Source organism: Hyperthermus butylicus DSM 5456 (assembly GCF_000015145.1).
GTDB classification, from domain to species: Archaea; Thermoproteota; Thermoprotei_A; order Sulfolobales; family Pyrodictiaceae; genus Hyperthermus; species Hyperthermus butylicus.
In genome coordinates this window covers 72,979-93,397 of the sequence record NC_008818.1, presented here as the reverse complement: position 1 = coordinate 93,397, position 20,419 = coordinate 72,979, and the positions used below count along the sequence as shown (strand labels likewise).

21 protein-coding genes and 1 tRNA gene are annotated in these 20,419 nt (G+C 54.7%); 11 read left to right on the top strand and 11 right to left on the bottom strand.

Annotation, left to right across the window (positions count from 1 at the left end):
* Positions 1-24 precede the first annotated feature (24 nt).
* From HBUT_RS00535 to HBUT_RS00525, 3 genes are all read right to left on the bottom strand, one after another.
* Positions 25-1,167 (bottom strand): saccharopine dehydrogenase family protein, encoded by a 1,143-nt coding sequence (locus HBUT_RS00535; protein ID WP_011821295.1) that lies wholly within the window; start codon positions 1,165-1,167, stop codon positions 25-27.
* A gap of 10 nt (positions 1,168-1,177) precedes the next feature.
* Complete coding sequence (gene metG / locus HBUT_RS00530) at positions 1,178-1,516, bottom strand: methionine--tRNA ligase subunit beta (protein WP_048061350.1); 339 nt, start codon at positions 1,514-1,516, stop codon at positions 1,178-1,180.
* A gap of 70 nt (positions 1,517-1,586) precedes the next feature.
* Positions 1,587-1,910 (bottom strand): DUF211 domain-containing protein, encoded by a 324-nt coding sequence (locus HBUT_RS00525; protein ID WP_048061349.1) that lies wholly within the window; start codon positions 1,908-1,910, stop codon positions 1,587-1,589.
* Positions 1,911-2,063: 153 nt separating this feature from the next.
* Between HBUT_RS00525 and HBUT_RS00520 the strand changes: the two genes are divergently transcribed.
* The 5 genes from HBUT_RS00520 (at position 2,064) to HBUT_RS00500 (ending at position 7,204) form a co-directional block, all read left to right on the top strand.
* Positions 2,064-2,540 carry an Lrp/AsnC family transcriptional regulator gene (locus HBUT_RS00520; protein ID WP_011821292.1) on the top strand — a complete coding sequence of 159 codons (477 nt, stop codon included), beginning with the start codon at positions 2,064-2,066 and terminating at the stop codon, positions 2,538-2,540.
* Positions 2,541-3,369: 829 nt separating this feature from the next.
* The gene (locus HBUT_RS00515; RefSeq protein ID WP_011821291.1) at positions 3,370-3,636 is read left to right on the top strand and encodes a 50S ribosomal protein L13e; all 267 of its coding nucleotides are present in this window, start codon (positions 3,370-3,372) and stop codon (positions 3,634-3,636) included.
* Positions 3,637-3,803: 167 nt separating this feature from the next.
* Positions 3,804-5,333 (top strand): ABC transporter ATP-binding protein, encoded by a 1,530-nt coding sequence (locus tag HBUT_RS00510; protein WP_011821290.1) that lies wholly within the window; start codon positions 3,804-3,806, stop codon positions 5,331-5,333.
* Positions 5,323-6,360 carry an ABC transporter permease gene (locus tag HBUT_RS00505; protein WP_011821289.1) on the top strand — a complete coding sequence of 346 codons (1,038 nt, stop codon included), beginning with the start codon at positions 5,323-5,325 and terminating at the stop codon, positions 6,358-6,360. Before HBUT_RS00510 ends, HBUT_RS00505 begins: the two co-directional genes overlap by 11 nt.
* Complete coding sequence (locus HBUT_RS00500) at positions 6,353-7,204, top strand: ABC transporter permease subunit (RefSeq protein WP_011821288.1); 852 nt, start codon at positions 6,353-6,355, stop codon at positions 7,202-7,204. Before HBUT_RS00505 ends, HBUT_RS00500 begins: the two co-directional genes overlap by 8 nt.
* On the opposite strand, the gene HBUT_RS00495 is transcribed toward HBUT_RS00500, so the two are convergent.
* Genes HBUT_RS00495 through udp form a run of 4 tightly spaced genes read right to left on the bottom strand, consistent with a single transcriptional unit; the run spans position 7,201 to position 10,516 of the window.
* The gene (locus HBUT_RS00495; protein ID WP_048061347.1) at positions 7,201-8,418 is read right to left on the bottom strand and encodes a hypothetical protein; all 1,218 of its coding nucleotides are present in this window, start codon (positions 8,416-8,418) and stop codon (positions 7,201-7,203) included. The genes HBUT_RS00500 and HBUT_RS00495 overlap by 4 nt on opposite strands.
* A gap of 21 nt (positions 8,419-8,439) precedes the next feature.
* A complete protein-coding gene (locus tag HBUT_RS00490; protein WP_011821286.1) occupies positions 8,440-9,465 on the bottom strand; it encodes a TIGR00269 family protein in 1,026 nt (341 codons plus the stop codon).
* Positions 9,431-9,646: a hypothetical protein gene (locus tag HBUT_RS00485; protein WP_011821285.1), complete on the bottom strand. Its 216-nt coding sequence runs from the start codon at positions 9,644-9,646 to the stop codon at positions 9,431-9,433. The genes HBUT_RS00490 and HBUT_RS00485 overlap by 35 nt, the downstream gene beginning before the upstream one ends.
* 27 nt (positions 9,647-9,673) lie before the next feature.
* Positions 9,674-10,516 (bottom strand): uridine phosphorylase, encoded by an 843-nt coding sequence (udp, locus tag HBUT_RS00480; protein ID WP_011821284.1) that lies wholly within the window; start codon positions 10,514-10,516, stop codon positions 9,674-9,676.
* 108 nt (positions 10,517-10,624) lie between these two features.
* Here udp and udg point away from each other — a divergent pair, with 108 nt between their 5' ends.
* A complete protein-coding gene (udg, locus tag HBUT_RS00475) occupies positions 10,625-11,290 on the top strand; it encodes a type-4 uracil-DNA glycosylase (protein WP_011821283.1) in 666 nt (221 codons plus the stop codon).
* On the opposite strand, the gene HBUT_RS00470 is transcribed toward udg, so the two are convergent.
* A complete protein-coding gene (locus HBUT_RS00470; protein WP_011821282.1) occupies positions 11,246-13,024 on the bottom strand; it encodes a S16 family serine protease in 1,779 nt (592 codons plus the stop codon). The two genes, udg and HBUT_RS00470, sit on opposite strands and share 45 nt — an antisense overlap.
* Positions 13,025-13,157: 133 nt before the next feature.
* Here HBUT_RS00470 and HBUT_RS00465 point away from each other — a divergent pair, with 133 nt between their 5' ends.
* Complete coding sequence (locus tag HBUT_RS00465; protein WP_011821281.1) at positions 13,158-13,595, top strand: hypothetical protein; 438 nt, start codon at positions 13,158-13,160, stop codon at positions 13,593-13,595.
* Here HBUT_RS00465 and HBUT_RS00460 read toward each other — a convergent pair.
* Both HBUT_RS00460 and HBUT_RS00455 read right to left on the bottom strand, forming a co-directional pair.
* Positions 13,592-14,455: a class I SAM-dependent methyltransferase gene (locus HBUT_RS00460; protein ID WP_011821280.1), complete on the bottom strand. Its 864-nt coding sequence runs from the start codon at positions 14,453-14,455 to the stop codon at positions 13,592-13,594. The genes HBUT_RS00465 and HBUT_RS00460 overlap by 4 nt on opposite strands.
* Entirely contained in the window at positions 14,421-15,569 is a 1,149-nt protein-coding gene (locus tag HBUT_RS00455; RefSeq protein ID WP_011821279.1) for a lycopene cyclase family protein, read from the bottom strand. Before HBUT_RS00455 ends, HBUT_RS00460 begins: the two co-directional genes overlap by 35 nt.
* A 130-nt stretch (positions 15,570-15,699) precedes the next feature.
* On the opposite strand from HBUT_RS00455, the gene HBUT_RS00450 reads away from it, so the two are divergent.
* From HBUT_RS00450 to HBUT_RS00435, 4 genes are all read left to right on the top strand, one after another.
* Positions 15,700-15,801, top strand: a tRNA-Cys gene (locus HBUT_RS00450).
* A 98-nt stretch (positions 15,802-15,899) separates the two neighbouring features.
* Positions 15,900-16,265, top strand: coding sequence for a hypothetical protein (locus tag HBUT_RS00445; protein ID WP_011821278.1), 366 nt, complete (start codon positions 15,900-15,902; stop codon positions 16,263-16,265).
* Between the two features lie 267 nt (positions 16,266-16,532).
* On the top strand, positions 16,533-16,814 hold the full coding sequence (locus tag HBUT_RS00440; protein WP_011821277.1) for a U6 snRNA-associated Sm-like protein LSm6: 282 nt from the start codon (positions 16,533-16,535) through the stop codon (positions 16,812-16,814).
* A gap of 83 nt (positions 16,815-16,897) precedes the next feature.
* A complete protein-coding gene (locus HBUT_RS00435; protein ID WP_011821276.1) occupies positions 16,898-18,127 on the top strand; it encodes a methionine adenosyltransferase in 1,230 nt (409 codons plus the stop codon).
* Here HBUT_RS00435 and HBUT_RS00430 read toward each other — a convergent pair.
* Positions 18,095-20,242, bottom strand: a complete 2,148-nt coding sequence (locus HBUT_RS00430) for a DUF460 domain-containing protein (RefSeq protein WP_011821275.1) — start codon at positions 20,240-20,242, stop codon at positions 18,095-18,097. The genes HBUT_RS00435 and HBUT_RS00430 overlap by 33 nt on opposite strands.
* Between the last annotated feature and the right edge of the window lie 177 nt (positions 20,243-20,419).

The window sequence follows — 20,419 nt, the reverse complement described above, 5'->3', positions numbered from 1 at the left end:
CCCTTGGGGGTGCGGTGCCTCCAGCTAGGATTCGATGCACTCCCTCCTTCTAAGTTGTATACCTCGCGAAGAGAGTTCGCGGGCTAGATCCCTCAGTGCGGGAGCGAGCTCCTCTGGCGTGTTAACGCCAGGATGCCCCCAGCCGCGTAGCGCTTGCATGGCCGTCCACGCATGTACTATGCTTGTTGCATAGGCGAGCACCGGATAATCTATATCGAGATCTCGCTGTTTAACGTCGATTGTGTAGACTCTCTCGACACGCTTGTTATTCGCTATGCCTTTTACAGTTACATGTAAAACTATTCGATCATCTTGTTTAGGAAGTATCTCCTCAAGAAGCCTTGCGAGCAGCTCGCGAGGTGCCACGGAACAGCCAGCTATCACATGTGGTTTGTTGTCGAGCAGGCCTAGCCTCTTGAGTGTCTTCAAGACATTTACGTGGCCCGGGTAACGTAGCGTGTACTCTACAAGCGTTTCAATGCTAGGGTAAGATGTCAGTAATGTTCTAAGTCCATCAGTGGGCATGGCGTCAAAGCGCCCTAGGCCGGGTAGCTCTACCTCCACAGCGTCGTCTATGGGGTCTAGCTCTACGAGTCTTCCCCTTAGTTTAGCCCGTGCAGGCCTACTGTACTCCTCAAGCAGGTCCATAGTAGACCATGATGCTACAAGGCCTAAGGGCTCCCTCTCAGCCTCCGCCGATATGCCACCAACGTAGACTATAGCCTCCACGGCACTGTCAAGGCCTCGTGCGCCGTGTGCTACCAGCATGTTCGAGAGGCCCGGCGCAAAGCCGGCATCGACGAAGAGTTTGATGCGATTCTCGAGAGCACGGCTATGGAATGCTAGGGGATCTCGAACAAACGAGACATCTACTATCAGTGGCGCCTTATACTCTACGAGTAGTGTTATGACCCGCTCTGCGATCCTGCCGGGTAGCGCTGTGAGTATAGCCTCACAGCTAGACGCTATATGGCTGGCGACGTGTGGATTCGTAGAGTCGGCTAGATGTGACTCAAAGCCATCGCGACGGGCCAGCTCTACGCGGTACCGCGAGGAGTCATAGACTATAGGTGGAAACCCTTTTTCGGCGAGTATGCGTGCAGTGATTCTCCCAATTCTGCCATAGCCCACGAGGCATATAACCATCTTTGCGGCCAGACCCTCCAAGGAGATTATACTAGCAGACCTTCCAGCCGGGCTCAGCTCCCTCAGCTGTTAGGGGCACCGGCTTCTGTCCCTTCTCGCAGCCAGCAGCTAGTAGCATGCCCTCACTCAAGTAACCACGTATCCTCTTAGGCTTGAGGTTGGCAACTATAACCATTGTCTTGCCTATAAAGTCCTCGGGGTTGTAGAACTCGCCGAGCCCAGCTATTATCTGCCTCTTCTCGGTACCAATATCCACTATGAGGCGGAGTAGCCTCGTGCCAGGAATACGCTCAGCCTCTACAACCCGGCCAACACGTAGGTCGATGCGGGCAAACTCCTCTATAGTTATGTACTCCTTCTCTCTGTCCATGGGTTGATTGGAGGCCACGGTCCCGCACACCTCCTAAAACCCGAGCCTACCCTAGTCATCTAGGACAGCCTTATTCTTGTGGTCTGCGTGGAATTTCGACAAACTTCTCGCCAGCCACCACCTGGTCGATACTGTGTATTGCTGCTCCAACCTCCTCGAGAACCCTCCTAATGCCGTCGAACTCGATATTGTCGCCTTCGATAACGACTGTTAAGCTTAGCGTCTCGACATCAACCTCGTTGACAGTTATGTTTACGCCCTGTACGCCGGGAACCTTTGCAAGCTCGAGAGCAACATCAACTATTGACGGGTCCTTTAGGGGTTTAAGCACGTCGAGGACTAGGCGGCGCAAGCCACTCAACTCTCGACTAACCCTCCCGCCGCGTAGTTGCATACACATAGTCCGTTGGGATTATCTCTCTTACTCTCCACTAGGCGTATGCTTTACCCACGCCCCGCAACTGGCAGAATTGAAGTATTAATAGGTGGTAGGGATTCACCTTTCTAGGGCACCACCCCTTACAGCTGCAGCCTGGGGCTGAACAGATTGTCTGCGCGGAGCCATGCTAGCATAGATGATGTTGACTATAAGCTTGTAAAGCTCCTGGCTATGAATGCGCGGCAGAGTATACGCGAGCTCGCAAGGGAATTAAAACTTGCTGCATCAACTGTTCACACGCGGCTAAGTAAGCTTGTTAAAGCAGGGGTTATAAGGAGGTTTACTGTCCTACCGGACTACGATGTGTTGGGCTATACTGTCACTGTTCTCATACTAATGCAAGTTGAAGGGGGACGCATAGTAGAGGTTGGAGAATACCTCGCCAAGTCTCCCAACGTTATCGCAGTGTATGATATCACCGGCGACTACGATCTCGCAGTCGTAGCGAAGTTTAGGAGCGTAAGTGAGCTAGACAAGTTCATCAAGGCCGTGAACAAGCTGCCAGCCGTCAAGCGAACCGTTACAAGCCTCGCCCTTCGCGCAATAAAGGAGGACCCCGCCTCACCCCTAACAGCGGAGGCCTAGCAACACCATTAGATCATGGGTGCTCCATGCTGCAAACACCATGGGTGGTACTTGAAGGGTGGCAGCAGGGCCGTCTAAAGGGTATTGGTATCCTATATGAGCAAGCTTGCAGGAGGAAAGCCACGCACCTAGGGTAATGCATCAATTTTACAAGTCACTATGTGTCCTCAACCGTCTTGGTTATCCTGTTGCGTGTTTCTTGTATGAGCCTTTCAGCCTTCTTAAGAACGTCTTCTACGTCTCACCAGGCGCAGAACCCCCATAGAAGCATGTATGTTGGCTGCTCGCCTGGCGGAGACATTTCTCATCCCAGGAGCCTTGCTCCCCCGCGAGGACATCATTGCAGAGCCCTGGTTCCCTGCGGCTTTCAAGCCTCCAAGCCTCTCTTCATGAGGAGTATGCCTTTACGGCCGAAGCTACCGATCCCCAAGCCCTCTCTGCCGCCTTGTTCTACATCATTCTTTCTAGTTCCTTTCTTGTCTGCTTAAGGTAGACACCGTCAGCCCTGATGCAGTCTAGGGCTGTAACGCTTGGGTCAAGGCCGCAACTAAGCCTTGTGGCAAGTAAGGCCTTAATATTGTAACGTTCGTCTCTTGGCCTTTTCCAAGCCTTTGTGGAGATGGGTTGGCACGGGAATCATGAGGTATTTTGTAGTACAAGTTCTGTCAAGGCTTGACACATCATGTAGTTGAATCCATAAACCTGCTTTGTTTGCATTGGCTGCTGCATGCTGGGGCTTCATATCATCAAGTTGTGGCGGCTTCTTTCTGTGTGCTCGCCAGGTTTAAAGACCTAGGCGTGGGGGGCTGCAGTGGAGGGGTGTATGGTATTGGCGCAGGAGAGGAGCGTAGAGCCTCCAAGGGCTATAGTGAAGAAGCCACGTCTACTCAAGTATGGTGGTGCGGAGCCGGGTCTGCGGGAGGGTAGAGGATTCAGCATACCGGAGCTTGAGGCTGTGGGGCTGACAGTTGAACAGGCGAGAAGGCTCGGCCTCTACGTTGACACGAGGAGGAAGACTAAGTGGGACTGGAATGTAGAGGCCCTACGTAAGTTCCTCGAAGAGCTAGGCATAAAGCCGCGGAGTTCCAGTAGCTAGCATTTTACTTCCACGAAACTCTACCAGGTCTCCTGCACGGCTCAGAGCTAGCCCGGCCCCACAAGCGGGTGTTTCGATCATAGTATCTACTGTAGGCCTTCTGCACAATGTATTATGAATAAACTTAGTAAGCTCGTGGCAATACGTCACGTCCCGGGCTGCAAGGAGTGGGCAAGGCTGCCCCAGTTCTCTCGCTGCATGGCATTGTGAAGGTTTATCCAGGAGGTGTGGTCGCTAACGACCATGTAGACCTGGATCTATACCCCGGGGAGGTTCTCGCGCTACTTGGCGAGAACGGTGCCGGCAAGTCTACCCTTGTGAGCATAATTGCTGGGCTACAGAGGCCTGACCATGGGAGAATCATCTATCGGGGTTCGGAGGTCCAGTTTGGGAGTCCCCGTGATGCAGTTCGCGCCGGTATTGTCCTCGTGCCACAGCATCCACGCCTCATCGAGGCATTTACTGTTGCGGAAAATGTTATGCTCGCTGTCCGGCTTGCTGGCAGAAAGCTCTCGCGGAGCGAGGTCGTGTCTAGACTGCAGCAGCTAGCTGAAAAGTATGGTCTACACGTTGATCCTGATAAGCCGGTGCGAGAACTTACTATGGGCGAGAGGCAGCGGGCGGAAATACTCAAAGCGTTGCTCTTGGATGCGCAAGTGCTACTCCTAGACGAGCCCACTACGCACCTTTCTCCGCTTGAGGCTAGGCAGCTTCTAGGCCTTGCCAGGAGGCTGGCGGGTGAAGGGCGCAGTGTAGTCCTCATCACTCACCGTATCCCGGAGGCGTTAGAGGCTGCAGACCGCATAGCCGTGATGAGGCGTGGCAAGCTTGTAACAGTGATGCCCCGTAGCGAGGCTACGCCTGCAAAGCTCCTCCAGCTAATGTTTGGTGAAGCTCCACGCATGGAGGTTAAGCGCTCCGCTAAGCCGGGAAGCAGGGAGGTGCTGGTGGTACGGGATGTGTGGATTAGTGAGCCCGGCCGCGGCTACGTGGTGAAGGCAGCTGCGTTTAGCGTTAGGAGTGGCGAGATCTACGGTATAGCTGGGGTGGCTGGTAACGGGCAACGAGAGCTATTCGAGGCTATTATAGGCTTACGCATCCCAGTACGAGGCTCAATAATCATTGATGGTGTTGATGTTACAAGGCGTGGAGCTGGTGCGAGAGCTAGGTTGGGCACAGCTGTTATACCGGAGGAGAGGCTTGGCTGGGCACTCGTACCAGGTAAGAGCCTTGTATTCAACACCGTTCTCGGCTTTTACAGTTGTGGAACAAGCTTGTTCCGTGGACTAGTGGTGTTGTGGAGTAGGGCTAGGAGGCTTACGGAGAAGATAGTGGAGGATATGGAGGTAAAGACTCCTGGTCTAGACGCATCCGTTGAGGCGCTTAGCGGAGGTAACATGCAACGCTTCATCCTTGGACGTGAGCTGGCTAAAAAGCCCAGGCTCATAGTGGCAATGAATCCCACGGCAGGCCTCGACTTTGACGCTACAAGGAGGGTTCGCAGACTCATAGCAAGAGCGGCCGACGAAGGTGCAGCTGTTCTCCTCGTATCCGAGGATCTTGAAGAGCTTTTTGAGCTGGCAGACAGGATAGCCGTTATGAGCGCCGGCAGAATTGTCTGCGAGTGCTCTAAGCCATTCAACTACAAGCACATAGTATCAGCCATGGCTCAGGGAGGTGGATCTGTTGAGACTTGAGCTTGTAGAGAAGGCGCCATGGGAGCGTGGAAATCCTCTCCTCTACGGCCTTGCCGGCCTAGCTGCCGGCATGCTTGTCTCCATAGCTGTTGGCGCTCTTACACCTCGTGGCGTAGGTGGTGTAGCTGCCGCCTTCTACAAGGCCTTTACGAATCCCAACTCCTACTTCGACTCGCTGCCATACTTCGTGCCCATAGGCCTCTCGGCTGCTGGACTAGCCCTAGCCTATAGAGCTGGCTTCATAACCATCGGCTCAGAGGGTCAGGTTATACTGGGCTTGACAGTAACCCACGGCCTCTTAGCCTATGTGTTATGGGATGCGCCAGGTCTTGCAGGTCTTGTAGCGGCACTAGTACTAGCCGCTATAGTAGGCGGAGCATGTGGCCTCCTTGTTGGCGCTATGCGGGCGTACTTGGGCACCAATGAGACCCTTATAAGCCTCATGTTAAACTATGTTGTTGTTGCTATTGTAAATTATCTCGTATCCGGACCCTGGAAAGCTGGGAGATTCACCATGACTGTAGTGTTGCCCGAGAAGTTCTGGGTCAGCGGGGCTACGGCGGCAGCTGTAGCGGCTGCCGCCATAGTAGTGCTTGACCTTGTCCATCGGTTTACAAGGCTTGGCGTGGCAATAGATGCTGTCGGGGCTGCGAGAAAGGCAGCTGAAACCTATGGGGTGGACCCCCGGAGAACAATTCTCGCTGCTGCGGCACTGTCTGGTGCTGCGGCAGGGCTCGGCGGCGCGCTGTACATAGTGTCTATTCATACACCGTTAACCACTATAGGCAAGGGAGGCCTGGGTTACGGCTACATGGGCGTGCTCGCAGCGTGGCTAGCTGGTCTACGTCCCCTCGGCGCTCTCGCTGCTGGCATGTTGCTGGCCGTGCTCTATAACATGGTTTCTATGCTCCAGCTCCAGGGTATACCTGCAAGCCTAGTCTACGCCTTCGAAGCCATACTCGTACTCTCCGTGCTCATAGCCACAACACTCTCCAGGTACAAGCTCGTGGTGAGGAGGAATGACTAGCATAGAACTCCTAGTCCAAGGCCTAGCTCCTGCTGCAATAGTTGCTGTAGCTGCTTATGGCGAGCTGTTGATGGAGAGAGCTGGCATGCTGAACCTTGGGCTAGAGGGGCTAGTTTATTTCTCCTCGGCTGCGGCTGCAGCTGCTGCAGCGGCTACTGGTAGCTTGTCAGCAGGATTTGCTGTGGGAGCCCTTGCAGGTATAGCGTTGATCCTCGTCTACTATGTTGCAGCAATAGTGTTTAGGGCCAACCAGGCCGTCACTGGCCTAGCAATAGTATTCCTCGGGATAGGCCTTGGTGACCTTGTTGGCAGTAATGCTGCCGGAACCCCCCTGCCATCCCTCAGTCTCGGGGTAAAGAACTATGCCTCGCTCGCGCTACTCGTGCTTCCAGCAGTGGTACTCTACGCCCTCCTATACCGTACATGGGTAGGATATGCTGTGAGGAGCCTTGGCGAGGATGTGGAGGCTGCAAGGTTCCTAGGGGTGAACGTGGCAGTTTACCGGCTTGCGGTGGCGCTCACAGCTGGGGCTCTGGCGGGTATTGCTGGCGCCTTCATCTTTCTGAGCCGGCCGGGCACGTGGAGTGCTGGAGTGGCGCTTGGCTGGGGTTGGCTCGCACTGGGCAGTGTCATCCTCGGCTACTGGCATCCGGTGGGAGTGGCTGCTGCAGCCTACCTCATAGGCCTGGCTAACACTTTGATAATGGTCCTTGAGGGGCTGGGTGTGCCCGCTGTAGTGGCCGAGAATACGCCCTACATAATGGTTGTTGTGGCTCTCGCACTAGTGTCCTGGCTGTATGAGAGGATTGGTGCGAGGCCGCCTGCCCTCATATGGCGGCGCTAAGAGCCGCCAAGCCTATGCTTCCACAGCCTTTCTGCAAGAGCCCATACCTTCTCTAGGAACTCGCCGAGGGGAGTTAGGGATGCATCGAAACCGCTAAACGTGTAGAATTCTATCGAGCCGCTCTCGCTATAGCGTTTAACCACGGGCTCTATGTAGGGGGCATAGAGGGCTGCTTGGAGAGGCGGTACAACAATCCACATGTTGTAGCCCATGCCTATCCTCTGTCTAACCACCGTGGATAACCGGGCGGCCGGGTTTAACGAGCCATAGAGTGTTTCAACTTCCACTATGAGGCTCCTCGACCACCTGCCGCCAACTATTATATCTACGGGTACACCCCCGACGGCGACCTCGACCTCTATTTCGGCCTCGCTATACCCTGCCTCCAGCAGGTTGGCAAGGGCTATCATCTTGGAGGCGAAGTGTACAAATGCCTCGTCGGGCCTGGTCTCCTCATCGTCTATAGCTTGTCTCGCTACAGCGCCTAGGGAGGGGTCTGAGGCAAAAGCCTCTAGGAGCCTTGTATAGGTCTCCTCGGCTAGAGTAACAGCGTCATCAATATTGGCTGCCCCATTAACGATGTTTTCGGGCAGGTTGTACAGCAGTGCTATAGCCTTAAATACGTCCTCGTTCTCGATTATCTCAGCCTCCACGGGGGGCTGGAGCCGGACAAAGACTTGACCACGCCCCCCAACCCTTGGGCTCCACATAACCTGGATACGGCGTATGAGGTTCCGAGAACCGTATAGGATTATGAAGCCTGGAAGGGATAGCGGTGCTTCTCGCAGCCTATCCTCGAGGCTGGCCTCAAGCCTTGCTAGAGATGCTACACCATCCCCTCTCTCCGACTCGGAAACCTCGTCAAGGTCTATCGCGGCTATGAAGCCGGAGAATCGAAGAGTTGCAAGCTGATACTCCGTAAGCCTTCTACCGCCGTGAAGGCCATGGAGCTGTAGTCTCAGTGTAACCCTGCATGCTTCACGGGCTACCCGGCGTAGAAGCTCAAGGTAGCTAAACCTTGTATTTTCAGGTCTTAGAGCGAGTACTATGGTTGGCTTGTAGCAGTAGAGAAGGTTGCTAGAGCCCAGCATCGCGGATACAAGGTCTACACGTGTCGGGGGAAGATTAGAGTCCACCTCTCTAAGCGCTATCTTCGGTTTATTTGCTGGCTCCGGCGACGTTGAGGCTATCCTTCGGGGTTCTTTCTGCTCCACCCTATCCCCCACATATCCGCTCTACCTGGTTGCAAAGCTCCTCTGGATAACCTGCTTCAAGTATTCCCTGACCTTCGGTCCCCTGGGCTCGCCGTAGATGCGGCGTGTGAGTCTACAGAAGCTACACTCATCGCCCTGGCTTATGAGGCCACAGTACTTGCAGCGTCCAGGCTTTGCGCTGCCTGCCAACTCTCCGTAGAGCTTTATCCTCTTCTCGAGCCTCCTTAGGAAGGAGATCTTTATACCGGGATGTTTGTCCTCCAGTTTGTTGATCATCTCCTTTATCGTATCCTCCATGGGGGCCTCTGGTCTGAACGGACACTTATCAAAGACTACAGGTAGGCCTCGGAGAATAGCATAGAGTACATCCTCCTTCTCGTAGACCTCGTAGAGTGGCCTAAGCCTAGCAACAGCTAGGTCGTCAATGCTTGTTGTTACAGGGCCAAACTTTGCTAGTGCCTCCAGATCCTGGTTTAGAAAGGCCTTGATGCTATAGGCTATTATGTCGTCTGCATTGTGGCCAAGCGCTACATAGTCGGCGCCTAGCTCTATTGCAGACGCATTTAGGAAATACCTCTTCACGAGGCCACAGACGCTGCATGCTGGCCTCCTCGCCTTGCGTGCAAGTATGTGTACCGGATCGCCCACTGCTTCGGCAACATCAACCACTATGCAGGGTATACCGAGCATGTTGCATAGACTCCTAACTCTCTCCTCAACCTTGGCTGAGAACTCGCCGAAGCCTAGGCGTAGGTGTATAGCGTAGACCTCGATGCCATACTTCTTTGCCAGGTCGGAAAGTGCTGCAAGCGTTACAGCACTATCCTTGCCACCCGAAATCGCTACAAGTATCTTTACACCCTTGCGTAGCGCGCCGACACGGCGTAGGGTGCGCTCAACCTTCCTATTTATAAACTCGATGAAGTGTTTCTTGCAGAGCCTCAGCCTAGCATATCTCAGCTCAGCGGCAGCAGGCTCTCCGCAGAGGCTGCAGCGGTATAGCCTAGCTTCGTTACCCCGTACTTGCTGCAACATAGACTGTGACATCTTCGCCATCACCCACATGCTCGTCAGGGAGGAGCGGCTTCACGTCACGCGTCCTCACAACTACAGCCGCTTCTAGCGGTATGCCGAGCTTCTCCAGTATGTCCCTTACGCGTGGCATGGCGCCAAACTCTAGTATCCTAGTCTTGCCGCCCGGAACAACTGTCACCTTGACCCTAGGCAAGCCCCCGCACCGATCCTTGTCCTGCAACTAGCCGTACAGCTTTCTGACGGCGTTGTAGAGCGTTGTTATACTAGCTGGCTTCCTGCCCTTTTCCCTGTCGGCCTCGGCTAGTATCCTCACAGCCTCATTAGCCACTAGTATCGCCTCCCTAACCCCGACCCCCGGTTTAAACTCGTCGGTCACGCGGTTGGCTATTGCGGCGCAGACACAGCCTGCCCGCAGCCCATAGAGACTCGCGAGAGTGAATATCGTCGCCGCCTCCATCTCGAAGCTGAGGACACCCATGCGCTGTAGGTCTGCTAGCCTCTCCCTGCTACGGCTCCACTCGTACCCACGGAACCCTGGGCGGCTCTGCCCCAAGTGGAATGTTGCTGTTGAGGCCACCACGCCGACACGGTATGGTACCCCGAGCCTCTCAGCAGCCTCAACAAGAGCTAGAACCACCTCGGGTGTCGCAGCTGCGGGGTACTCTGGCGGAGCATACTCACCACTAGCACCATCATATCTTACAGCTGCATAGCCTATGATGACTGTTCCAAGTTCTATATCCGGTTGTATAGCGCCAGTGGTGCCCACGCGGATGAACGTATGTACCCCTATCCTAGCCAGCTCCTCGACGGCAATTGCAGTTGACGGTCCGCCTATGCCAGTGCTGACAGCGCCTATTTCCACACCCTTATACCTGCCCTTGACACTACGATACTCGCGGTGAAATGCTAGCTCCCGCCATTCATCCCACGTCGCGACTATATCGTCTATCCTACCTGGATCGCCTGGCAGGAGGACGTAGGGCGGAATTTCGCCTGGGCCGAGCATGATATGGTACATTTTACCCTCAACGGTTGGCGCTTTCGCCGAGGGCCTCTCCACGGCTACTACACCACTACAATCTGTTAGGAGGGGCTAACCCCTTAGCTGTACCGGCCAGACTATGCTGTGAAACCGGGTAGCCAAGCCGTGCCAGAAGAATCCACGTCTATGAGCGTTGAGGAGGAGTATAGGAGGCTTGTTGAGGAGATAATGAACTGTACCAAGTGCCGGCTCCACCAGTACCGGCGCAACCCGGTACCTGGCGAGGGCCCCCTCAACGCAAAGGTGATGGTTATCGGTGAGGCGCCGGGCAGGAATGAGGATCTCCAGGGTAGGCCGTTCGTTGGCGCAGCCGGCCAGCTCCTAAACAAGCTCCTGGAGCTCGCGGGGCTCAAACGGGAGCAGGTCTATATAACGAATATCGTCAAGTGTAGGCCGCCCGGCAATCGCGACCCTCAGGAAGATGAGGTGAAGGCTTGCTTACCCTACCTTCTACACCAGATAAGGCTGGTAAAGCCAAAGCTAATCATAGCCGTTGGCCGTCACTCAGCCCGTACCTTGTTGGAGCTGGCTGGGCTACAGTGGAGGAGTATGAGCGAACAGCACGGCAAGACGTACCACGGCGAGATTGGAGGTGTCAAGCTGATGATAACTGTTACCTATCACCCCGCTGCCGCGCTCTACAAGCCGCCCCTCCGGCAGAAGCTAGAGGACGACTTCCGGGGGCCCATTGCGGCTGCTGTGCGGGAGGCTTTGAGAGAGGAGCCTACCTCTAAAAAGCCGCGCACGTTACTGGACTACCTCAAGCCTAGCCCTCCTAGCAGTAAGAGCTGACGCGTAGGCTAGTATTGCGAGTACAGCCGACACTATGACCAACGCCATTATGTATTGTTGTATGGATCGTAGAGGACAGCTGGCTGGCGCTAGTGTTGGAGCTGGCGCTCCGCTAGGCTCTATGCTCGTGAGCGTGAGGGGGAGAAGCGACCATACAATCGAGGTTATAGCTAATCCCTCGGGAATGTTGTGGTTGCCGGTTATGTTTGCGGTTAGATTAGCCTCGCCCAGCGCATAGGCTAGTGTCAGCCCTGAGACTAGGCCTAGAAGTCCTCTCCCATACTGGAGTATCTCTATGCGCTCAGCGCGTCCTAGCACGCAGCTCTGTGGCAGTGGCGAGGACGTTATGAGTATTTGTTCGACCTCGTCGACTACGTACAGTGCTATCCCGGCTGCAAGAGCATAGTCCCCGTTTTCAAGAGCATGCCTTGCATCGGCAAGCCACTCCTCGATGGTCCTGCCGTCAACCATCCTGGTAACGTTTATGTAGCGGTCAATAATACTGGCGAGATACTCGTACGTATAGTTCGCATAGTTTACGAGTATTCTCACAGCCTCCCTAAGCTCTGCACACGATACGCGTGGGCCGTAGTCAACCCTTGCCAGCTTAGCCCAGGATTCTGCAGAGTAAGCGCGGAGGAGGGCTAGCACCTTAACATCTTCATCGTCCGATTTCGCCGCGTGCTCGGCAAGGTATAGGCGGAGCTTGGCAGCTGCTAGAGCCTCGAACCCCCATAGCCCGCAGGACCCTGTGTAGTTGAAGAGGCTGGCAGCATGCTCCACACTAGTTCTTGCCTCGGCGAGGATATCCTCTATGCTTACCCCGAGTAGGCGCTCGACAGCCGCGTAGCCGTGTTGCTCAGCTACAGCGGTTGATGCAAGGTAGAGGGATAGGAATGCCATGCTTGCAGCACTATAGGGCGACTTATCGGCTATAGTGATGCTCTCGCGTGCAAGTCTCTCGACAATCTTTGCTACATGTTCATTGTCTATACTGTCCACCAGCTTGAGAGTATAGTTGCTAAAGAGGAGTGCATAGTACCTAAACTTTGCCACCTCGTTGCCAAACAGTGTCAAGGGGTTGAGGGCAAGTCTTGTGGTGAGGTTGACCGGGTTACCTCCAGCAAGTAGTAACGCGGCATCCTCAATGCTGCAGGCATGGCGTATGGTAAGGCCTTGAGGGGGTAGTGAAGAGTTTTCTAGTATGTCAGGCTGCCATGGTACTATGGTGACAACGTAGCCCTCCCTAGCGGCTGCTTCAAGTTTGTAGCTTAGCCCCGCAACTGGGAGCACAAACCCTGTAGCTGAAGTCATGCCAGTCATAGTTGCCTTTTTTGAGGGCTCCAGACCGATAAATATGGAGTAGAGTGCAGCTGCGATGAAGCCGCTTGCGCTGGGCCCCGAAACAGGCTCCTCTGTTTTAAACGTTATAGTTACGTTGTAGTATCGGGGGTCAATCCCTGCCAGGATTGCAGCTACCTGGAACGCTATGAAGGTCGATACCCTTGTCGAGGGCCCTATATCATTACTTGATAGCAGTGATACTGTGCCATTGCCGGGCCAAGTAACTGTAAGCTGGGCAGGTATAACCTCACCGTGGAGAGCACCGTTATCCTCGTTAACAGCTAGGAGCCCAAGCTCTAGACAGACTGATGCAGCGCTAGCAGGAGTGGGGAATGCTATAATTGCAACAAGTACCAGGGCTATTAGAAGCCGTGCATGGTTGGGTCTCAAGGCGCTAGAGCACCTCTCGGCCACTATAGGCGGAGTTTGTGCTAGGCCCTTTGGGCTACAGCAGCCGCGCCCCCCATAAACCTGGCTTTACCTCTACAGCTGTAGTGGAGCAGCATAGCTGGGTGTAGTAGGTATGTCTGAGGGCCTGGACATTGAGAAGCTGAGGGAGCTCCTTGAGAGGGAGATTGAGCAGCTTGAGGAGAGGCTACAGCTGTTACAGCAACTTCTAGCGGTGCTTGAGGAGTGTGCTGGCTCTAGACGTGTAGGTGGCGAGTTGAGGCGTGGCAGGGAGTTCCGGAACCGGGAGGGCAGGGTCGTAGCGAGGATTGTCGAGTCTAGGGACACTGTTATGCTTGCGTTTACACGGCCGGTGCCCGAGACGCTGCCCTACATAAAGTATGTGTTGAATGTGCTTGAGAGGCTAAGGGCTGAGGAGGGCGTAGACTATAGTGTTGAGAAGCGTGAGGGAGGAGTTGTATCCATACTAGTGACCGGTGTTGATAAGGGTGTGAAGGATGATGTGGTAGCAGCACTAGAATATGCGGCTATGAAGCTATCCTCCCTAGGCTAGGTCTCAACCTCAACATCGACTACTACCTGGCTACGCCGCGGCCCGACAGTCCTCACAACCCTTGCGAGGAGCACACGGTGCTTCTTCACGCCTAGCTCTTCCAGTCTGTTGACAAGGGTTTCCACGGCGCGGCTGCGGGGATCAACGCCCTTCTCCGCGAAGATGTGGAGATACACGTGTAGGACGCCCCGGCCCTCTCGCAAGCCTGCAAGTGCTGCTGGCAGGTGTTCAAGTGCTAGCTCGGGCAGAGGCATCAGTATCCGGTTCGCAGTACCACGAAGCGTCTCTGGTACAACCTTTGCAGCGTCGCCGAGTATAGGGACAACAATGTCTTCAACCTTGTTCATCTTGACGTTGTGCACCATGAGCTGGTAGGCGTCCGGGTTTATGTCTATACTGTAGACCCTCTGTGGCTTAGCGTGCCGGGCGATTATTATCGAGAAAAGGCCTGCTCCAGCATACATGTTGATGACAACTTCGCCTGGCTTGACGAGTTTTGCCACACGATAGTGTTCGTAGGAGAGCCTCGGCGAGATGTAGACCTTTGTTATGTCTACAAGGAAGCTACACCCGTACTCGCGGTGTATAGTCAGGCTTCTCTGCTCTCCCGCAAGGTGGACAAACTTTCGCAACCTGTACATGCCCTCAACGGGGCTTGATGCCGCCCAGACGCTCTTCACATAAGGGAGCCTGGCGAGGAGAGCCTCAGCGAGCGGCTTAAGCTCCTCTAGCTCAACGTCGAAGGGCTTCTTTATAATGGCGATATCGCCTATAATGTCTATTCTCTTCCAGAATCGTCTAGCCTTCTCGGGCCCATAGACTTCCTCAGCTATTTTCCTCAGCAGCTCTCGCCTCGGCAACTCTCCCACCGCCCCACAATCTGTACAGCTTCCAGAGGCAGCTTACGGCACTGCTATGCCTATCATAATCTAGGCTGCAGAGCCCCCGGCTTCCCGCCTCGCATATCGGGGCTAGTACAAGCTTTGTTAGGGAAGAGCTAAGCAGTACCCGGAGCAGCTTCGTAAGCTTGCGCTGTAGCAGCAGCTCTCTACGGAGCAGCCTCCAAGCAGCATCTAGCTCCCCATATGCAATAGTGTTGTCAGCATAGCCTGCGACTAGGCTTGCGAGCCGCGATATTGCGTAGAGGCCCCCACCGGTGAAGGGCTTCGAGGCACATAGCACATCGCCCAGGCCAACAAGCTTGCCACGAGTTATCCTCTTAGCTGCCGGCCCCATAACTATGATGCCGTTACGCCTACTAACGACCCTAGTATAGTCTGCTACGCCGCGGCGGGCTAGGTCGTCAAGCAGAGCTGCAAGTCTTTCGAGGGGCTTGTTGCGTGCTGCAAGCCCGATGAGAGCTTCGCGGCCAGCGTTGACCGGGACTATCCAGGCGAAGAACTCTGGTGTATAGATGCTGCCATGTATGGTATAGAAGACATCATCCAGCATCCTCCTTGCAAGAACGACCCTGACCTCAACCCCGTAGAGGCGCTCACAACGCTCGGCACCGAAGAGCATCGCAAAGCGTGGCGAGTAGCCCGGCGCTAGGACTACCCGTTCGCCGCAAATCCTCCCCCCGTCGGCAAGCATTGCACAGCCAGTTAACCAGTCAACATGTACGACCGGCTTGGAGAACATCATACGTACTCCACGAGCCCTAGCTTCCTCGGCGAAAACTTCCTCCATCAACGGCCTATTAACACGGTAGGCTAGTACCCTCCTCCGCTCAACACGGCACACCTCTCGGAGCCTCGCGTCGAGAAACACGGCCCCGCGATAGGTATCGCTGACAGCCTCATGTGCAGATAGAAGCTTGAGAGTCTCAGGGCTTATAAGCCCAGTACAGTGCGGCGGCCAGCCAGGCCTAGGCGAAGCTGACACGAGAACAGCGTCAGAGGATACCCTCACAGCAACAGAAAGACCGGCAGCACCACCACCAACTATGAGGACTTGGTGCCTAGGGTCAGACAAGGCTAAACACATCACCCGGCATCCTGGCCGTCAGCTCCGCCTGGGGCAATCACCCCCAAGGCTATGAGCTGGAAACGAGCTAAGGTTAATAAAGAGAGGCTGTAGGAGAATAGAGGTTCCACGGATGGGCGCCGGGGTGGCCGAGCGGTCAAAGGCGGCGGGCTGCAGTGCCTAGCACCCGCCCATCGTGGAAACCCGTTGATCCCGGGTTCAAATCCCGGCCCCGGCTCCAACCTCTCCCTCCTGGTGTCCCCATCCTTCATCCCTTGACTATCAAGCCCGCTCCCTTTAATTACGTAGCTTCAAGTCATAACTCCGCGGTGAGCGTAGATGGTACAGCGTGAGCTACTGGATGACATTGAGAAGCTAGCTAAGCGTAGAGGCTATACCGTGAAGAAGGTTGGTGAAGCGGTAAGGCTTGTACATAGTGAGGCTCCGCTCTATGTTGAGGTTGTTGAGACCAGTAGGGGTATAGCAGTAAGGATAGGTTATGAAGGGCTTAAAGACTATATCCGCGAGATCGTGGACACAGAGGCTGACCCGAGGAGCTACATAGAAGAGTTGCTGGACGACTTGACAGCGCTAGCCCACGAAGTATACGATGCTGTTAGGAGACGCGGTCTTCCAGCAAGGTTAGAGGCTAGGGAGGCAGTAATGGATGTGCTCGAGGAACTCGAGGAGGCAGAGGAGGAGTAGGCCTAGCTGGGCGACGCTGAGAGGCTAGCTAGGCGTATACACAAGAGGGGATATGCTGGGAAATTAGGATCCTCTCCCTTCTTTCACCGGCAGAGTATACTCTACAGTACTCCTCAACGCTCTGGTACCCCCCGGCTAGGAGCAGCTACTTCTTGGCTAGCTGTTGGGCTAGCGTGTAGTAAGCTTAAAGTCTCTAGAGTTGAAGGCTAGCACCCCGGCTAGAAGTAACCACGCTGTAGAAAATGCGGAGAATTGTGGGGTGGAAGTGTGTCTCAGCAGCGTGCAAAACCAGTAAGCCCCCTGAGAGTCCTACGCGAGGCTGTTGGGAGGGTTATCTTCGTAAAGCTAAAGGATGGTAGCGAGTACGTTGGAAAACTCGTAGCTACGGATCCGACAATGAACCTAGTGCTTGACGAGTGTGTGGAACTAAAGCCAGGGACTATGGAGCGCAAGGTTAAGTATGGCCGCGTGCTGATACGTGGAAGCCATGTCGTATACGTGAGTGTTGACTTCGAGATTGTTACTGGCGGCTCGCTACCGGTGGGCTAAATCTTAAATTGTATCGCTGCGGGTGGAATACAAGTGAGATTAGGAAGTGGTGTTATTAATATGAAGGTGTATGGTGGGAAAACGTGCCCAGGAATATCGTAGTTGAGAGTGTAAAATTGCAGCCTGTCGAAGAGCAGAGTGTAGAGCTGGTCGAGAGGAAGGGTCTGGGACACCCGGACACAATAGCTGATGCTGCCGCAGAAATTTCGAGCCAGTACCTCTCAAGGTACTATATCGAGAAGTACGGTACAATACTACACCACAACCTTGACAAGGTATTGGTTGTGGGTGGTCAGGCAGCGCCACGTTTTGGCGGCGGCGAGGTTCTACAGCCCATATACATCATAGTATCGGGTAGGGCTACCACCGAGGTAAGGTTGCCAGACGGTAAAACCGAGAGAATACCAATAGGCACCATTATCCTGCGTGCTGTGAAGGAGTGGATTAGGGAGAAGTTCCGCTTCCTAGACCCGGAGAGCCATATAATAGTGGATTACAAGGTCGGTCAAGGAAGCGCGGATCTTGTAGGTATATACGAGCTTGGCAAGGATAGTGTACCCCTGGCAAACGATACGAGCGTAGGAGTGGGCTTTGCCCCGTTCTCGACGCTTGAGCAGCTAGTGCTTGAGACTGAGAGGCTCCTCAACAGCAAGGAGTTTAAGGAGAAGAACCCGGAGGTAGGCGAGGACATTAAGGTTATGGGTCTCCGGCGTGGCAGGAAGATAGAGCTGACAATAGCTGCAGCAATAATATCAAGTCTCGTGCAAGACCTTGACCATTACCTCTCCGTCAAGGAGGCAATCAAGGAGGCTGTACTCGACCTTGCTAGCAGGATAGCACCAGACTACGATGTAGAGGTCTACGTTAACACAGCCGACAAGCCCGACAAGGGCATAGTATACATCACTGTTACGGGTACAAGCGCTGAGCACGGCGACGACGGTATGACCGGCCGTGGCAACAGAAGCTACGGCCTAATAACGCCGCTCCGGCCTATGAGCCTAGAAGCAGCTGCTGGCAAGAACCCGGTAAGCCATGTAGGTAAGATATACAACGTCATGGCGCTAAACATCGCCCGCAGAATCTACGACAACGTGTCTGGGATACGTGAGGTCTATGTTAAGCTGCTAAGCCAGATTGGCCGGCCAATCAACGACCCCTTGATAGCAAACATTAAGGTTGTATCGGAGAAGCCTGGAGAGCCACTGCCATCCAATGCTCTTAGGGAGATAGAGGCGATAGTTGAGGAGGAGCTTGACAAGTACCAGGAGCTGACAAAGCTATTCGTTGAGGGCAAGATTACTATTTTCTAAGAGCAGCTTAGCTCTCCTAGCCCTATACTCGCTTATAAGCTTCTTAAGCTCGTCCTTTGTCAGCGTTTTTCTATCCCCCCTCCACTGCCTTTCCTCCAGCAGAGCCTGCTTGCGGAGATACGCGTCGAGCAGCACACGTGAATCTACGACGGCGTATCGTCCATGCCTAAAGACTATGTACTCCTCTGCAGGAAGAACCGGGACCATGTACTCCTCAATAACGCTCCTCTTATCCATGGCTTGTCCTGGAAGCAGGACGGCTAGCAGCGCTTGTGACACCTTCTGGCCATAGAGCTTCCAGTGCACCGGGTTAACCGTGTCGAGCACCAGTACTATCCTGCCATATTCTGTAGCCTTTTCCTCGACCTCCCTAACAGTATCGCTGTTTAGCTCGCCATAGGCGAGGGCTGGTACTGCTGCACCCTTAGCTACGAGGAAGAGTGCCCTCGTGTATTCGTCTACAAGGGTCTGCAGTTTCTCCAGCTCCATCCTCGTCCGTTCCAGCTCGGAGCGTAGCAATGATACCTCATTAGCAAGTCTGTTTATCTCGCGGTCACGCTCTATGCTAGCCCTATACTCTAGCTGGAGTAGACGATACTCCGTCTCGACGCGTTCTATGACCTCGTCAAGCTCCGCCAGCCTCTGGCGGAGAAGCTTATTCTCAGCCCTAAGCCTCTCGAGTTCGACCCGCAGCTTCTCCAGCTTCTCACCCGCGGGTTGCTGCTTAGCAGCCTCCTCGTGGTCCCTCCTAACACTCTTAACGAGATACATGTTAGGCATAATGTCGTTGAGCGCCTCGTTTATAGCCTTCTCCACGGCCTCGGCGATTGTAACTCCTCTTATCACGTCGGCCTTAACCCTGTCAACATCTATGTCTATGCCTAGCCTTGCTGCGTAGGACTCGACCTGGCGTAGCTTCGGCTCATATACCTGGTAGGCCTTAACAGCTGCTGCCAGCGCGTCCCGCACATGTGCATCAGCTAGCCTTCTTAGTACGGGGTACTTCTGGGCGTATGAATCGAAGAGTGTACGTTTCTCCTCGACTGACAGGCTTGTAGAAGGCTCGTAGACGGGTACGCCGAGTGCTGCCGCTAGCTTCTTAACGAACTCGGGGGCGGGCCTAACATCGGTAGCTACTAGTACTGGGACACCGTAGCGGAGTACGAGGTCTATGACCTCGCTGCGGTCGAACCCCCTGCGGCTTAGGGCCGTAACGAATCTACCATGTATATCTATTATCGCTACCCCCGTGGATATTCCCGGGTCTATGCCGATTATGATGTAGGGTTTTGGCTGTGCTATATTCTCGTGTGTGGTTTCGAAGACGAGCTTGCTGCTATAGATTGGTTTTACCTCTATTCTCACGTCGTTGTCCTCGTATGGTTTTATAATGCCGTTTAGCGCTGGTCGGGACGCGTAGACTATGAACACAGCGCTGTCCAGGCCGCCACCGCTCTTACGTATCATAAGGTCGTAGTCTAGCTTGTGTTTATCTAGTAGCTTCTTCACATCCTTCATGGCCCTCAGTATTGCTGCCCTTATGCGTCGCTGGAACCTTGGATTGCTCATACCGCCGTGCTTGAGCCTCCTGGACCTCGAGATTACGATCTTCGTTTTCTCCTCTACAAACCGTACCCTCGAGCCATAACCCATCGAGGCGAGTACTGCGACGAGATAGGCTGTGCGGCTGGGCGTGAGCTTACCCGAGCCCGGGTCTAGACCTGCAAGCCTTGCAAGTCTACGTACGTCGACAAAGCTTCCGTCGGGCAGCCTTGTAACCTGCACGATAGCCATCTCCGCTGGCAGCATTGATGCTAGTTTTGCTAGCTCGTGCTCGGTCTCGGCTAGCTCGGCTATATTGTCGACAGCAAGTATGTCCGGTTTATACTCCCAGATAATCCTGATAAGCCTATGCAGTGGTATGCCCTCATACTTGGCCAGAAGCTTATCTCCATCGAGCACTGCGACAGAGTAGCAGCGCCCGGAGTTCCTACAGCCAGGCTCGACGTCGACACCGATAACGCGCAGATAGACCACCCCGAGGCCCGTTCCCAGCCCGCCCCAAAGTTCCTGGACGCCGTTACCCCTAATAGCCGGATAGCGTGCAGAATCCATGCCACACGGCGGCCCCGCCGGTCTCACACCCGCCGAGACCCGGCGACGGGGCAATGAAGCGGGTCGGTCAGGCGGGGCACAAGCCCTCAGAGGGCGGGGTGAGCGCGCCCCCTCGCGCGACCCTAGCCCTCTGAGGGCGTCTGGCCCGGTGACGTGTACCGGGCCGGACGCGACCGC

Bases quoted from the DNA above. Each gene is read 5' to 3' on its own strand.
- metG (WP_048061350.1), bottom strand. From the start codon at position 1,516: ATGGACAGAGAGAAGGAGTACATAACTATAGAGGAGTTTGCCCGCATC.
- HBUT_RS00430 (WP_011821275.1), bottom strand. From the start codon at position 20,242: ATGGATTCTGCACGCTATCCGGCTATTAGGGGTAACGGCGTCCAGGAA.
- udg (WP_011821283.1), top strand. From the start codon at position 10,625: ATGAGCGTTGAGGAGGAGTATAGGAGGCTTGTTGAGGAGATAATGAAC.
- HBUT_RS00465 (WP_011821281.1), top strand. From the start codon at position 13,158: ATGTCTGAGGGCCTGGACATTGAGAAGCTGAGGGAGCTCCTTGAGAGG.
- HBUT_RS00525 (WP_048061349.1), bottom strand. From the start codon at position 1,910: ATGCAACTACGCGGCGGGAGGGTTAGTCGAGAGTTGAGTGGCTTGCGC.
- HBUT_RS00445 (WP_011821278.1), top strand. From the start codon at position 15,900: ATGGTACAGCGTGAGCTACTGGATGACATTGAGAAGCTAGCTAAGCGT.
- HBUT_RS00500 (WP_011821288.1), top strand. From the start codon at position 6,353: ATGACTAGCATAGAACTCCTAGTCCAAGGCCTAGCTCCTGCTGCAATA.
- HBUT_RS00490 (WP_011821286.1), bottom strand. From the start codon at position 9,465: ATGTCACAGTCTATGTTGCAGCAAGTACGGGGTAACGAAGCTAGGCTA.